Origin of the sequence: Simplicispira hankyongi (assembly GCF_003570885.1) — a bacterium.
GTDB lineage: Bacteria > Pseudomonadota > Gammaproteobacteria > Burkholderiales > Burkholderiaceae_C > Simplicispira > Simplicispira hankyongi.
The window spans coordinates 440444-453860 of the sequence record NZ_QXJC01000001.1; the positions used below are offsets into that span (position 1 = coordinate 440444).

A 13417-nucleotide genomic window follows, 5' to 3' on the forward strand; every position below is an offset into this window, starting at 1 on the left:
CTTAGAGAAGCACGCGGCGGAAGTCGCCCAGGATCTCGCCCAGGTAGACGTTGAAGCGCGCCGCAGAGGCCCCATCAATCACGCGGTGGTCCCAGGTGAGCGAGAGCGGCAGCATCAGGCGCGGCTGGAAGGCGCTGCCGTTCCACACCGGCTCCATCTGGCTCTTGCACACGCCCAGAATGGCCACCTCAGGCGCGTTGATGATGGGCGTGAAATAGCGCCCGCCAATGCCGCCCAGGCTGGAGATGGTGAAGCTGGCGCCGCTCATCTCGGCCGGGCTCAACTTGCCCTCGCGTGCCTTCTTGGCCAGCTCGCCCATTTCCTGGCTGATCTGGAAGATGCCTTTCTTGTCGGCATCCTTGAGCACCGGCACCATCAGGCCATTGGGCGTGTCCGCCGCAAAGCCGATATGCCAGAAGTTCTTCATCACCAGCGCATCGCCGTCCAGGCTGCTGTTGAAGTCGGGGAACTTCTTGAGCGCCGCGACGCAGGCCTTGATGAGGAAGGCCAGCATGGTGACCTTGACACCGCTCTTGCTCTTCTCCGCTTCCTTGTTGAGCTGCACGCGGAAGGCTTCGAGCTCGGTGATGTCGGCGTCGTCGTGGTTGGTGACGGCCGGGATCATCACGGCGTTGCGCAGCAGGTTGGCGCCGCTGATCTTCTTGATGCGGCCCATCTCCTTGCGTTCGATGGGGCCGAACTTGGAAAAGTCCACCTTGGGCCAGGCGATCAGGCCCAGCTCGCCGCCACCGGACGCGGCGACGGGCGCAGCGCCCTGCGCTTGCGTGCGCTGGCTGCCGGCCATGACGGCACGGGTGAAGTTCTGCACGTCTTCCTGCGTGATGCGGCCCTTGGCGCCGCTGCCCTTGACTTCGGCCAGCGGTACGCCCAGCTCGCGCGCAAACTTGCGCACCGAGGGCGATGCGTGCGGCAGGCCAAGCACGGCCGCGCCCGGCTGGTGGGCGGCCGCGGCCAGAACGGGCGCGGGAACCGAGGCTTGCGCGCCAACGGGTGCTGGGGCGACAGCGGCCTGCGCTGCCGGGGCCGGCGCGGCGGCTTGGGCAGGCGTGGCGGCGGCCGCTGATGCGGGGGCGGCCCCTTCGAGCACGGCGACGAAATCGCCAATATTGATCTTGTCGCCGACCTTGACCTTGAGCTCCTTGAGCACGCCAGCGGCGGGCGAAGGAATTTCCATGGACGCCTTGTCCGACTCGACGGTGAACAGCGATTGTTCAAGCTGCACCGCATCGCCCACCTTGGCGAGGATTTCAATGACGGCCACGTCCTTGAAATCGCCAATGTCGGGCACGCGCACTTCCAGCAGGCCGGACGGTGCTGCAGCCTGCGCAGGCGCAGTTGCTGCCGCAGACGCCGCGGGTGCGGCCACGGGCGCTTCTGATTTGCTAGCTGCTGGCGCTTGTGCAGCCTGCGCTGGAGCCGCTTTTGGCTCTGAATTTCCGGTGTCCGCCGCTTCAACCACGGCGATCACAGAGCCTTGCTTGACCTTGTCGCCCAGAGCCACCTTCAGCTCTTTGAGCACGCCTGCGTGGCTCGACGGAATCTCCATCGACGCTTTGTCCGATTCGACGGTGATCAGCGACTGCTCTGCCTGCACCGTATCGCCCACCTTGACCAGCAGTTCGATGACGCCGACTTCGTCAAAGTCGCCAATGTCGGGAACCTGAATGTTTACCAATGCCATGTTTGTCTCGCTTTCTTTTCGGGAGACGACTTGCAACTGGGACACCGCCCTGCGCTGGCGGGGCGGTGTCCTGGCTGAAAAGTGGGTCTCGATGTGCGCTTATGCGTAAAGAGGGTTCACCTTCTCGGTCTGGATACCGTACTTCTGGATGGCCTCGGCCACCTTGGCGTGCGGCAGCTTGCCCTCATCCGCCAGAGATTTGAGCGCGGCCACCGTGATGTAGTGGCAGTTGATCTCGAAATGCTCGCGCAGCTTGTAGCGGAAATCGCTGCGGCCAAAGCCATCCGTGCCCAGCACCTTGTAGCTGCGCCCGGCAGGAATGTACGGACGAATCTGCTCGGCGTAGGCCTTGATGTAGTCGGTCGACGCCACGATCGGACCGCTGTGGCCTGACAGTTGCTGCGTGACAAAAGGCACGCGCGCTGTCTCCAATGGGTGCAGCAGGTTCCAGCGCTCGGCATCCTGGCCCTCACGGGTCAGCTCATTGAAGCTGGTGCAGCTCCAGACATCGGCCTGCACGCCCCACTCGGCGGCCAGTAGTTTTTGCGCTTCAAGCGATTCCCGCAGGATGGAGCCCGAGCCCAGCAACTGCACGCGTTTGTCGCCCTCGGCGCCTTGCTTGCACAGGTACATGCCCTTGAGAATCTGCTCTTCGGTGCCCGCCGTCAGGCCGGGCATGGCGTAGTTTTCGTTCAGCAGGGTGATGTAGTAGTACACATTCTCCTGGCGCTCGACCATGCGCTTCAAGCCTTCTTGCATGATGACGGCCACCTCGTGCGCAAAGGTCGGGTCGTAACCGACGCAGTTGGGGATCACGCTGGCCAGAATGTGGCTGTGGCCGTCTTCGTGCTGCAAGCCTTCGCCGTTGAGCGTGGTGCGCCCGGAGGTACCCCCCAGGATGAAGCCGCGCGCCTGCATGTCGCCGGCCGCCCAGGCAAAGTCACCAAAGCGCTGGAACCCGAACATCGAGTAGTACACGTAGAACGGAATCATGATGCGGTTGTTCGTCGAATACGACGTCGCCGCGGCAATCCACGAACACATGCCGCCGGCTTCGTTGATGCCTTCCTGCAGGATCTGGCCGTTGGCCTGCTCCTTGTAGTACATCACCTGCTCGCGGTCCACCGGGGTATAGAGCTGGCCCTTGGGGTTGTAGATGCCGATCTGGCGGAACATGCCTTCCATGCCGAAGGTGCGCGCCTCATCGACCAGGATGGGCACGACGCGCGGGCCCAGCGCCTTGTCGCGCAGCAACTGCGTCAAAAAGCGCACATAGGCCTGGGTGGTGCTGATCTCGCGGCCTTCGGCCGTGGGCTCCAGGATGGCCTTGAAGGTCTCCAGCGACGGCACGGTGAAATGCTCGTCGGCCTTCTCCCGGCGCTTGGGCAGGTAGCCGCCCAGCGCCTTGCGCCGCTCGTGCAGGTAGCGCATTTCCGGCGTGTCGTCGGCCGGTTTGTAGTACGGCAGCTTTTCAAGCTCGCTGTCGGGGATGGGGATGGCGAAGCGGTCGCGGATGTAGCGGATGTCCTCGTCGGCCAGTTTCTTGGTCTGGTGCACCGTGTTCTTGCCCTCGCCGGCCTTGCCCATGCCGTAGCCCTTGACGGTCTTGACGAGCAGCACGGTGGGGTCGCCCTTGTGCGCGTTGGCAGCATGGAAGGCAGCGAAGACTTTCTCCGGGTCGTGGCCACCACGGCGCAGTTCCCAGATGTCGTCGTCGCTCAGGTGCTCGACCAGTTTCAACGTTTCCGGGTACTTGCCGAAGAAATGCTTGCGGATATAGGCGCCGTCCATGGCGCGGTAGGTCTGGTAGTCGCCATCCACCGTCTCCATCATCACCTGCCGGAGCTTGCCGCTCTTGTCGCGCGCCAGCAGGTCGTCCCAGCCCTTGCCCCACAAGAGCTTGATGACGTGCCAGCCCGCGCCGCGGAAGTCGCCTTCCAACTCTTGAATGATCTTGCCGTTGCCGCGCACCGGGCCGTCGAGCCGCTGCAGGTTGCAATTGATGACGAAAATCAGGTTGTCGAGCTGCTCACGCGCCGCCAAGCTGATGGCACCCTTGCTCTCGGGTTCGTCCATTTCGCCGTCGCCCAGGAACACCCAGACCTTGCGGTTGGCCGTGTCGGCAATCCCGCGCGCGTGCAAATATTTAAGAAAGCGCGCCTGGTAGATCGCCATCATGGGCCCCAGGCCCATGCTGACGGTGGGGAACTGCCAGAAGCCCGGCATCAGCTTGGGGTGTGGGTAGCTCGACAGGCCCTTGCCGCCGACTTCCTGGCGGAAATTCTCCAGTTGGTCTTCGGAAATGCGCCCTTCCAGGTAGGCGCGCGCGTAGATGCCCGGTGCGCTGTGGCCCTGAAAGTAGATGCAGTCGCCGCCGTGGGTTTCGCTCTCGGCGTGCCAGAAATGGTTGAAACCGGCACCCCACATGCTGGCCAGCGAGGCAAAGGAGCCGATATGCCCACCCAGATCGCCGCCGTCGGCCGGGTGCAGGCGGTTGGCACGCACCACCATGGCCATGGCGTTCCAGCGCATGTAGGCGCGCAGGCGCTTTTCAATCGAGATGTTGCCCGGGCAACGCGCTTCCTGGTCGGGTTCGAGCGTGTTCACGTAGCCGGTATTGGCGGAAAACGGCATGTCCAGGCTGTTCTGGCGCGCATGTTCCAGCAGTTGCTCAAGAAGGAAGTGCGCACGCTCCAGGCCTTCGCTTTCGATCACGGCGGACAAGGCATCTGTCCACTCGCGCGTTTCCTGTTGGTCGGTATCTGTAATGCCTGCTGCCGCAAGGGGGGCGGGGGTCTGGGACGCGTCTGCCATGCTCTGTCTCCTATGTGTTTGACCACAATTTAGTACGGTTCCTCTAGTTTCGCACATTTTTCCAAAATTTCAAATAGTGCATTTTCATTTCATATTGTGATATTTTGAAATCAATCAGCCACTTCCACTACCAGAAACGAAGCGCGCTCCCCTCTACACTCGCTCCATGTCCTTGAAGACTTCCCAAGCTCCGGCCCCGATCCGTGCGCCCTCGCAGCGCAGTGCGGTGGCGCGCTGGTGGGCCACCTGGTGGCGCAGCCTGTCCCCCAACCGGCAAGACCGATTTGCTGCGCTGGCGCCGCTGGCGGCCGTTCTGTTGTTTCTTGCGGCCATCGTCGCGGCCTTTTGGTACTTGCGCGTCGAAGAGGCCTACCGCGAGCAGGAGGCGGTGCGCCGCGACGTTGAATATGCGCAGCAGCGCATCCGGCTGCGTTTGCTGGAACGCCAGGAGCAGTTGATGCGGATTGCGCGCGATCTGTCCAACAAGGACATCGAGCTGCCCCAGTTTCACCAGCGTGCCGAGGCTCTGATCGGTCAATACCCCGAGCTCCAGGCCATCACCTGGATCGACGAAACCGGCCGCATCCTCGCGAGCCATGCGACACCGACCATCACAAGCGCCCAAGTGCGCGTGGCCGGCGAGGTGTTGCACAAGGGCGAAACGCAAACCGTGTTCGCGCTGTCACGTTCAACGCAGCAGCCGGTGTACTCCCAACCTGCACTGGCAGATGGCGAATCGGTCCCCTTGCTACAGCTGCAGGTCCCCATCAATGCGCAGGGCAATTTCGCCGGCGTGGTGCTGGGGGAGTATTCCGTGGACAACCTGCTGCGCTATGGCACGCCCACCGAGCTGCTGGCCCGTTATGCCATGACGCTGCTTGACGCCAAGGGCAAGGTCCTCGCCGGCGTGCCCCTGGCACCACGCGAGCCCCCCGAATGGATGCCGGGGGACCGCCGCACCACGGCCTACCAGGTGCCGGTCTCTCCCGTGGGCGATAGCCTGGTGCTGCGCGCCCAGGCCTATCGCACCTCGCTCGGGTTGGTGGGCAGCGGCCTGTTCTGGCTGGTAGGCGCGCTGAGTGCCATGACGGCCTGGATGCTGATCGCCACCTGGCGCCATACGCGCCGGCGCATGCAGGCCCAGGAGGCACTGGTGCAGGAAACGAATTTCCGCCGTGCGATGGAAAATTCCGTCCTCACCGGCATGCGCGCGCTGGACCTGAACGGCCAAATCACCTACGTCAACGCCGCCTTTTGCCAAATGACGGGTTGGACCGAAGAGGAACTCGTCGGCCAGATGCCCCCTTTTCCCTACTGGCCCGACTCCGACCACGAAACGCTGCGCGCCCGGCTACAGGACGAGCTCAGTGGCAAGAGCATCGCTGGCGGCTTCCAAGTGCGGGTGCGGCGCAAGAGTGGCTCCGTGTTCGACGCTCGGCTCTACGTCTCGCCGCTGATCGATGCGCGCGGCCGCCAGACCGGCTGGATGACCTCGATGACCGACATCACCGAGCCCAACCGCATCCGCGAGCAACTCACCGCCTCGCACGAGCGCTTCACCATCGTGCTCGAAGCGCTGGACGCCTCGGTTTCGGTCGCGCCGCTGGGCAGTGCCGAGCTGTTGTTTGCCAACAAGCTGTACCGCCAATGGTTTGGCTCCCAGACCGACGGCCATTTGCAACTCGTGGCGCAGGCTGGCGTATTGCCAGCCGGTGATGCCGGCCACCCCTCGGACGAAGACCCGCTGATGGGCCTGCCCACCGACAGCCTGACCAGCGCCAACACCGAAAACGCAGAAATCTTCCTGCCCGACCTGGGCAAATGGCTGGAAGTGCGCTCTCGCTATTTGAGTTGGGTGGATGGGCGCCTGGCACAAATGGTGATTGCCACCGACATCACGCCGCGCCGCCTGGCCGAAGCGCAGGCTGCGCGCCAGACCGAGCGCGCCCAATCCGTCAGCGGCCTGATCACCATGGGCGAGATGGCATCCAGCGTGGCGCATGAGCTCAACCAGCCGCTCACCGCCATCAGCAACTACTGCAGCGGCATCATCTCGCGCGTCAAAAGCGGGCAAATCACCGAGCCTGCCTTGCTGGCCGCGCTGGAGAAGACGGCGCACCAGGCGCAGCGCGCCGGCCAGATCATCCAGCGCATCCGCGAATTCGTGAAGAAAAGCGAGCCCAAGCGCCAGCTCGCCAACGCCGAGCAAATGGTGGCCGAAGCTGTCGAACTGGCCGGTATTGAACTGCGCCGCAACAACGTGCGCCTGACGCAGTACCTTGCCGCACGACTGCCTCCTGTCATGGCCGATTCCATCCTGATCGAGCAAGTGCTGGTCAACTTGATGAAGAACGGCGCCGAATCCATCGCCAACGCCGCTCGCCCACCGGCACAGCGCAGCGTGGAACTGCGCGTAGTGCCGCGCCAGATGAATGGCGTGGAAGGGCTCGAATTTTCCGTACAGGACAGCGGACGCGGCCTCGCCCCCGAAGTGCTGGAGCGCCTGTTTGAAGCCTTCTTCTCGACCAAGACGCAAGGCATGGGCATGGGGCTCAACTTGTGCCGCAGCATTGTCGAGTCGCACCAGGGCAGGATGCGGGCAGAGAACATTTACAATGGCCCAGAGGTTACGGGTTGCCGCTTCACCTTCTGGTTGCCGCTCGCTGCGCCTGCCATTGACACTACAAATGTTGTAGCAAACACCGACTCCCCAAGGACAATTGCATGAGTTTGATTCCCAAAAAAGGTACCGTCTATGTTGTCGACGACGACGAAGCGGTGCGTGATTCGCTGCAATGGCTGCTCGAAGGGAAAGACTACCGGGTTCGATGTTTTGATTCCGCCGAGTCCTTTCTGGCGCGCTACGACCCGCGTGAAGTCGCCTGCCTGATCGTCGACATCCGCATGGGCGGCATGACGGGGCTCGAGTTGCAGGAACGCCTCATTGAGCGCAAATCTCCCTTGCCCATCGTGTTCATCACCGGCCACGGCGACGTGCCCATGGCGGTGGACACCATGAAGAAAGGCGCGCTCGACTTCATTCAAAAGCCCTTTGATGAAGAAGCGCTGCTCACTCTGGTGGACCGTATGCTTGAGCGTGCACGCGAGTCCTTCGCCGACTACCAGCAAGCGGCCAGCCGCGAGGCTTTGCTCTCCAAGCTCACCACGCGCGAAGCGCAGGTACTTGAGCGCATCGTCGCCGGGCGACTGAACAAGCAGATCGCCGACGACCTGGGTATCAGCATCAAGACGGTGGAGGCGCACCGCGCCAACATCATGGAAAAGCTCGGCGCCAACACCGTGGCAGACCTGCTCAAGATCGCACTGGGTCAGGCTGCTCCGCGCCCTTGATTGCTCCTTTTTATATAGCTGCCAGCGCATATAGAATAAGCGCTAGAGGCCAATTTGATTGATATTTTTATGACGGCGACGATCATTGATGGAAACGCGCTCGCAGCGCAACTGCGCGCCGATGTGGCACGCCGCACCGCCGAACTCACTGCACGCGGTACGCAACCCGGCCTGGCCGTGGTGCTCGTGGGCGAAGACCCGGCAAGCCAGGTGTACGTGGGCAAAAAGGTACAGGCCTGCGCCGATGCAGGCTTTCATTCGGTGCTGGAGCGTTATGGCGCCGACCTGACCGAGGCCGACCTGCTGGGTCGCATTGCAGCGCTCAACGCCGACCCGCGTATTCATGGCATTCTGGTGCAACTGCCATTGCCCAAGCACATTGACGCGCAAAAGGTCATTGCCGCCATTGCGCCAGAGAAAGACGTGGACGGCTTCCATGTCGCCAGCGCCGGCGCCTTGCTCACCGGCACGCCCGGTTTCTGGTCGTGCACGCCTTACGGCTGCATGAAGCTGATCGAGAGCACGGGCATCGACCTGCGCGGCAAGCATGCCGTGGTCATCGGGCGCAGCAACAACGTCGGCAAGCCCATGGCGCTGATGCTGCTGCAAAAGAACGCCACCGTCACCGTGTGCCACAGCGCCACGGCCAACCTCAAGCACCACACGCTGCAGGCCGACGTCATCGTCGCGGCGGTCGGGCGGCAAAACACCGTCACGGCCGACATGGTCAAGCCCGGCGCGGTGGTCATCGACATCGGCATGAACCGCAACGCCGCCGGAAAGCTCTGCGGCGACGTGGATTTCGAAGGTGTCAAGCAGGTCGCCGGCTGGATCACGCCCGTGCCTGGTGGCGTCGGCCCCATGACCGTGACCATGCTGCTGGTCAACACACTGCAAGCCGCCGAACGCGCGGCCGCGTGACGTGTTGCCAGCGCCTCATATTCCTTGAACCCGCGCCTGCGGGCACCATCTATACCCGCATGAGCAATCCCCTTCTCGACTTTTCCGGCCTGCCGGCCTTCGACCGCATCGCACCCACGGATGTCGCGCCCGCCATGGACACCCTGCTGGCGCGGGCCGATGCCGCGCTGCAAACGGTCACGGCACCCGAATTTCCCGCCAACTGGAACGCCATCGCCCGCGTGCTGGACGTGGCCACCGAAGAACTGGGCCGCGCCTGGGGCGTCGTCAGCCACCTGAACAGCGTCGCCGACACGCCCGAGCTGCGGGGCGCCTACAACGCCGCCCTGCCCCGCGTGACGGACTTCTGGACGCGCCTGGGTGCCGATGAGCATCTGTACGCCAAGTACAAGGCCATCACGCCTGCCAGCCTCAATGCCGAGCAACTGCAGGCCTGGAAAAACGCCGTGCGCAATTTCGTGCTGTCGGGCGCCGAGCTCGCAGGAGCGGCGAAAGAGCGCTTCGCGCAGATCCAGGAGCGCATGGCCGAGCTGCAGCAGAAGTTCAGCGAGAACGCGCTCGATGCGACCGACTCCTTCGCCTACTACGTACCCGAGGAGGAACTCGATGGCGTCCCCGCAGACGTCATCCAGGCCTGCCGCGACGCGGCGAAGGCCGAGGACAAGGCCGGCTGCAAGCTCAGCCTCAAAATGCCGGTGTACCTGCCCATCATGCAGTTCGCCCGCAGCAGCGCCCTGCGCCAGGTCCTGTACCGCGCCTACGCCACGCGCGCCTCTGACCAGGCCGAGGGCGAAGCCCAGCGCTTTGATAACAGCGCCCTGATCCGTGAGATTCTCGCCCTGCGGCAGGAAGAAGCGCATTTGCTTGGCTACGCCAATTTTGGCGAGGTGTCGGTGACCCCGAAGATGGCCCAATCGACGGCCGAGGTGGTGAGTTTTCTGCGCGACCTGGGGCAACGCGCTCGCCCGTACGCGGAGAAAGACGTATCGGATTTGCGCACCTTTGCCGCTGAGCAGCTCTCGCTTGCCGATCCGCAACCCTGGGATTGGCCCTATATCTCTGAACAACTCAAGGAAGCGCGCTACGCCTTCAGCGAGCAAGAGCTGCGCCAGTATTTCCCGGCCCCCACGGTACTTGCCGGGCTGTTCAAGATTGTCGAAACCCTGTTCGAGGTGGCGATTCGCCCCGACCAGGCGCCCGTCTGGAACCCGGCTGTGCAGTTCTACCGCATCGAACGCGCCGGCAGTCTGGTGGGCCAGTTCTACCTCGACATGCCCGCGCGCAATGGCAAGCGGGGTGGCGCCTGGATGGACGACGCACGCACCCGCTGGCTGCGGCCCGATACCGGCGCGCTGCAAACACCCGTCGCCTACCTGGTGTGCAACTTCTCCGCTGGCAGCGAAGGCAAGCCTGCACTGCTCACGCACGACGACGTCATCACCCTGTTCCACGAGTTTGGCCACGGCCTGCAGCACATGCTCACGCAGGTGAACGAACGCGACGTTTCCGGCATTGCCGGAGTCGAATGGGATGCGGTCGAACTCCCCAGCCAGTTCATGGAGAACTTCTGCTGGGAATGGGACGTGCTGCGCCACATGACGGCCCACGCCGACACGGGCGCGCCGCTGCCCCGCAGCCTGTTCGACAAGATGATTGCCGCGAAGAATTTCCAGAGCGGCATGCAAACGCTGCGGCAAATCGAGTTCGCCCTGTTTGACATGCTGCTGCACACCGAACACGACCCGGCTCAGGATTTCATGCCGCTGCTCGACCTGGTGCGTGCCGAGGTGGCCGTGTTGCAGCCGCCGGCCTTCAGCCGCACGGCGCACACCTTCAGCCATATCTTCGCCGGCGGCTATGCCGCAGGCTATTACAGCTACAAGTGGGCCGAAGTTCTGTCCGCCGACGCCTATGCAGCCTTCGAGGAAACCACCGGCGCCGACGGCCTTCCCAACCCGGAAACCGGCCGCCGCTACCGCGAGGCCATTCTGGAATCAGGCGGCAGCCGCCCGGCGATGGAGTCGTTCAAGGCGTTCCGCGGCCGTGAGCCCAGCCTGGACGCCTTGCTGCGCCACCAGGGCATGGCCTGAGGCATTCGCGCCCAGGGCCGAATTTCGGTGCAAGAATCCCCCTATTGGTTTTGGCAATCAGGAGACGCTTGATGACAGTTTCACGCACGGTCTGGATTCCCTCGATCCTGGCGCTAGCCGCACTGGTCATTGCTGCAAGCGTGCAGGCCCAGCCGGTGTACCGCATCGTCGGGCCTGACGGCAAAGTGACCTTTTCCGATCGCGCACCCGAGGTGGCCCAGCCCGGTGCGCACACCAGCACGGTCACGCCAACCGAGTCTGCAACCAGCACGTCCACCCTGCCCTTCGATCTGCGCCAGGTGGCACAGCGTTTTCCCGTCACGCTGTATTCCGGCGACAAATGCGCACCGTGCGACAGTGCACGCAGCATGCTGTCCACGCGCGGCATTCCCTTTTCCGAGCGCACCGTGAATACCAATGAGGATGTGGAAGCCCTGCAGCGCCTGAGCGGCAACACCAATCTGCCTTTTGCCACCATCGGCGGGCAGCAGCTTTCGGGTTACTCAGCCACCGAATGGGCACAGTACCTGGATGCTGCCGGCTACCCCAAGCAATCGCAGTTGCCTGCCAACTACCGCCGCGCCGCGCCAATGCCCCTGGTCGCGGTCACACCCGCGCAGGCAGCATCCAAACCGGCAGCCGCCGCCACCACCGCACGCCCCCGGCAGCGTCCACCCACTGCAGCACCTTCTGGGCCTACGCCCTCCAATCCGGCAGGCATCCAGTTCTGACCTCAATATTGAATGGTGCGCACGCCTGAGGGCGTGCCAAGCAAGCACACCTGGGCACGCTGGTGGGCAAAAATGCCCACGGTGACGACGCCTGGCCACTGGTTAATGGCCGACTCCATTGCCAACGGGTCCTCAATCGTCAACCCGCGCACATCGAGAATGTGCTGGCCGTTGTCGGTCACGAGCGGTGCGCTTCCCCGCATGCGCAGGCTGGCCGTGCCGCCCATGGCGCGAAACCGCCGCACCACATGCGCCGTGGCCATGGGGACGACTTCCACCGGCAGGGGAAATGCGCCAAGCCTGGCCACCAGCTTGGATTCGTCGGCAATGCAAATAAAGCGATCGGCAAGCGCTGCGACAATCTTCTCGCGCGTCAGCGCCGCACCACCGCCCTTGACCATGCAGCCGCTGCCGTCGATTTCGTCTGCCCCGTCCACATAGACCGATAAGCGCTCGACGTCGTTCGCATCCAGCACCGTGATGCCCAGCGCGCGCAGGCGCTCGGTGCTGGCCTCCGAGCTCGATACGGCGGCCCGTACGTTCTGCTTGATGCCGGCCAGCGCTTCAATGAACTTGTTGACCGTCGAGCCCGTGCCCACGCCGATGATGTCGCCCGGCACCAAATAGGCCAGTGCGGCTTGTGCCACCTGGGTTTTGAGTTCGTCTTGGGTCGGAGTAGGAGAAGGTGTCATGGCGGAGAATCGGGGGTTGAAGCCTGAATTATCGCCATGCCCCTGATTCCCTATTCCCTCGCACGCCCCTTTTTGTTTGGCCTCGACCCCGAAGCCGCCCACGACCTCACTCTGAGCGCCCTGGCGCGCGGCCAGGGAACGCCCTTGCAATTGGGCTGGTGCGCCAGCACTGTCGACGACCCTATCACCCTCGCAGGGCTCACGTTCCCGAACCGTGTGGGCCTGGCCGCTGGACTGGACAAAAACGCGCGCTGCATCGATGCGCTCGCAGCCATGGGCTTCGGCTTTGTCGAAGTGGGCACGGTTACCCCTCGCCCCCAGCCTGGCAACCCTAAACCGCGCATGTTTCGCCTGCCCCAGGCCCAGGCCCTCATCAACCGGCTGGGTTTCAACAACGACGGTCTGGCCGCATTCCTTGACAACGTGCAGCGTGCCCGCTGCCGCAAAAGCGGCCAGCACAGCGCCATGCGCCTTGGCCTCAATATTGGCAAGAATGCCAGCACGCCGATCGAAGACGCCACGGCAGACTACCTTACCGGGCTCGAAGGCGTGTACCCGCACGCTGACTACGTGGCGGTGAACATCAGTTCCCCCAACACCCAGAACCTGCGCGCGCTGCAGTCCGACGCAGCACTCGACGGCCTGCTGCTGGCGCTGGCCGAGCGGCGCGAAACGCTCGCTGCGCGCCCAGGCGCGAAACGTGTTCCGATATTCATCAAGATTGCACCCGACCTGGACGAAGCCCAGGTGCGCTCTATCGCCAACAGCCTGCTGCAGCATGGCATGGATGGCGTCATTGCCACCAACACCACCGTCTCGCGCGAGGCGGTCAAGGGCTTGCCACACGCGCAAGAGACGGGCGGCCTGAGTGGCGCACCGGTGCGGGAGGCCAGCAACCGCGTCATCCGCCTGCTGCGCGCAGAACTGGGCGCAGCCTTTCCCATCATTGGCGTGGGCGGCATCCTGAGCGCGGACGACGCGGTCGAAAAAATCCGCGCCGGGGCGGATGTGGTGCAGATTTATACCGGCTTGATCTACCAAGGCCCAGCACTGGTGGGCCGCGCCGCCCAAGCCATCAAAGCCATGCCGCGGTAAGTTTCGCGGCAAGCCTCTGGC

Annotated in this window: 9 protein-coding genes; 6 read left to right on the forward strand and 3 right to left on the reverse strand. The window is 63.7% G+C overall.

Going from position 1 to position 13417, the window contains the following annotated elements; translation table 11 throughout:
- Position 1: 1 nt before the first annotated feature.
- Both aceF and aceE read right to left on the reverse strand, forming a co-directional pair.
- A complete protein-coding gene (aceF, locus tag D3F03_RS01985; protein ID WP_119107684.1) occupies positions 2 to 1702 on the reverse strand; it encodes a dihydrolipoyllysine-residue acetyltransferase in 1701 nt (566 codons plus the stop codon).
- A gap of 99 nt (positions 1703 to 1801) precedes the next feature.
- Positions 1802 to 4516 (reverse strand): pyruvate dehydrogenase (acetyl-transferring), homodimeric type, encoded by a 2715-nt coding sequence (aceE, locus tag D3F03_RS01990; RefSeq protein ID WP_119107685.1) that lies wholly within the window; start codon positions 4514 to 4516, stop codon positions 1802 to 1804.
- A 166-nt stretch (positions 4517 to 4682) separates the two neighbouring features.
- On the opposite strand from aceE, the gene D3F03_RS01995 reads away from it, so the two are divergent.
- The 5 genes from D3F03_RS01995 to D3F03_RS02015 all read left to right on the forward strand — a co-directional run bounded on the left by D3F03_RS01995 (position 4683) and on the right by D3F03_RS02015 (position 11609).
- On the forward strand, positions 4683 to 7244 hold the full coding sequence (locus tag D3F03_RS01995) for a PAS domain S-box protein (protein WP_119107686.1): 2562 nt from the start codon (positions 4683 to 4685) through the stop codon (positions 7242 to 7244).
- A complete protein-coding gene (locus D3F03_RS02000; RefSeq protein WP_119107687.1) occupies positions 7241 to 7867 on the forward strand; it encodes a response regulator transcription factor in 627 nt (208 codons plus the stop codon). Before D3F03_RS01995 ends, D3F03_RS02000 begins: the two co-directional genes overlap by 4 nt.
- Positions 7868 to 7936: 69 nt before the next feature.
- Complete coding sequence (folD, locus tag D3F03_RS02005) at positions 7937 to 8788, forward strand: bifunctional methylenetetrahydrofolate dehydrogenase/methenyltetrahydrofolate cyclohydrolase FolD (RefSeq protein WP_119107688.1); 852 nt, start codon at positions 7937 to 7939, stop codon at positions 8786 to 8788.
- 59 nt (positions 8789 to 8847) lie between these two features.
- On the forward strand, positions 8848 to 10878 hold the full coding sequence (locus D3F03_RS02010; protein ID WP_119107689.1) for a M3 family metallopeptidase: 2031 nt from the start codon (positions 8848 to 8850) through the stop codon (positions 10876 to 10878).
- A gap of 71 nt (positions 10879 to 10949) precedes the next feature.
- The gene (locus D3F03_RS02015) at positions 10950 to 11609 is read left to right on the forward strand and encodes a glutaredoxin family protein (RefSeq protein ID WP_119107690.1); all 660 of its coding nucleotides are present in this window, start codon (positions 10950 to 10952) and stop codon (positions 11607 to 11609) included.
- A gap of 2 nt (positions 11610 to 11611) precedes the next feature.
- Here the strand turns inward: D3F03_RS02015 and rpiA are convergent, their stop codons facing one another.
- Positions 11612 to 12301, reverse strand: a complete 690-nt coding sequence (rpiA, locus tag D3F03_RS02020; RefSeq protein WP_119107691.1) for a ribose-5-phosphate isomerase RpiA — start codon at positions 12299 to 12301, stop codon at positions 11612 to 11614.
- A 36-nt stretch (positions 12302 to 12337) separates the two neighbouring features.
- Between rpiA and D3F03_RS02025 the strand changes: the two genes are divergently transcribed.
- Positions 12338 to 13396: a quinone-dependent dihydroorotate dehydrogenase gene (locus D3F03_RS02025; protein WP_119107692.1), complete on the forward strand. Its 1059-nt coding sequence runs from the start codon at positions 12338 to 12340 to the stop codon at positions 13394 to 13396.
- The last annotated feature ends 21 nt before the right edge of the window (positions 13397 to 13417 follow it).

Bases quoted from the DNA above. Each gene is read 5' to 3' on its own strand.
- D3F03_RS02025 (WP_119107692.1), top strand. From the start codon at position 12,338: ATGCCCCTGATTCCCTATTCCCTCGCACGCCCCTTTTTGTTTGGCCTC.
- folD (WP_119107688.1), top strand. From the start codon at position 7,937: ATGACGGCGACGATCATTGATGGAAACGCGCTCGCAGCGCAACTGCGC.
- D3F03_RS02010 (WP_119107689.1), top strand. From the start codon at position 8,848: ATGAGCAATCCCCTTCTCGACTTTTCCGGCCTGCCGGCCTTCGACCGC.
- D3F03_RS02015 (WP_119107690.1), top strand. From the start codon at position 10,950: ATGACAGTTTCACGCACGGTCTGGATTCCCTCGATCCTGGCGCTAGCC.
- aceE (WP_119107685.1), bottom strand. From the start codon at position 4,516: ATGGCAGACGCGTCCCAGACCCCCGCCCCCCTTGCGGCAGCAGGCATT.
- D3F03_RS02000 (WP_119107687.1), top strand. From the start codon at position 7,241: ATGAGTTTGATTCCCAAAAAAGGTACCGTCTATGTTGTCGACGACGAC.
- D3F03_RS01995 (WP_119107686.1), top strand. From the start codon at position 4,683: ATGTCCTTGAAGACTTCCCAAGCTCCGGCCCCGATCCGTGCGCCCTCG.
- rpiA (WP_119107691.1), bottom strand. From the start codon at position 12,301: ATGACACCTTCTCCTACTCCGACCCAAGACGAACTCAAAACCCAGGTG.
- aceF (WP_119107684.1), bottom strand. From the start codon at position 1,702: ATGGCATTGGTAAACATTCAGGTTCCCGACATTGGCGACTTTGACGAA.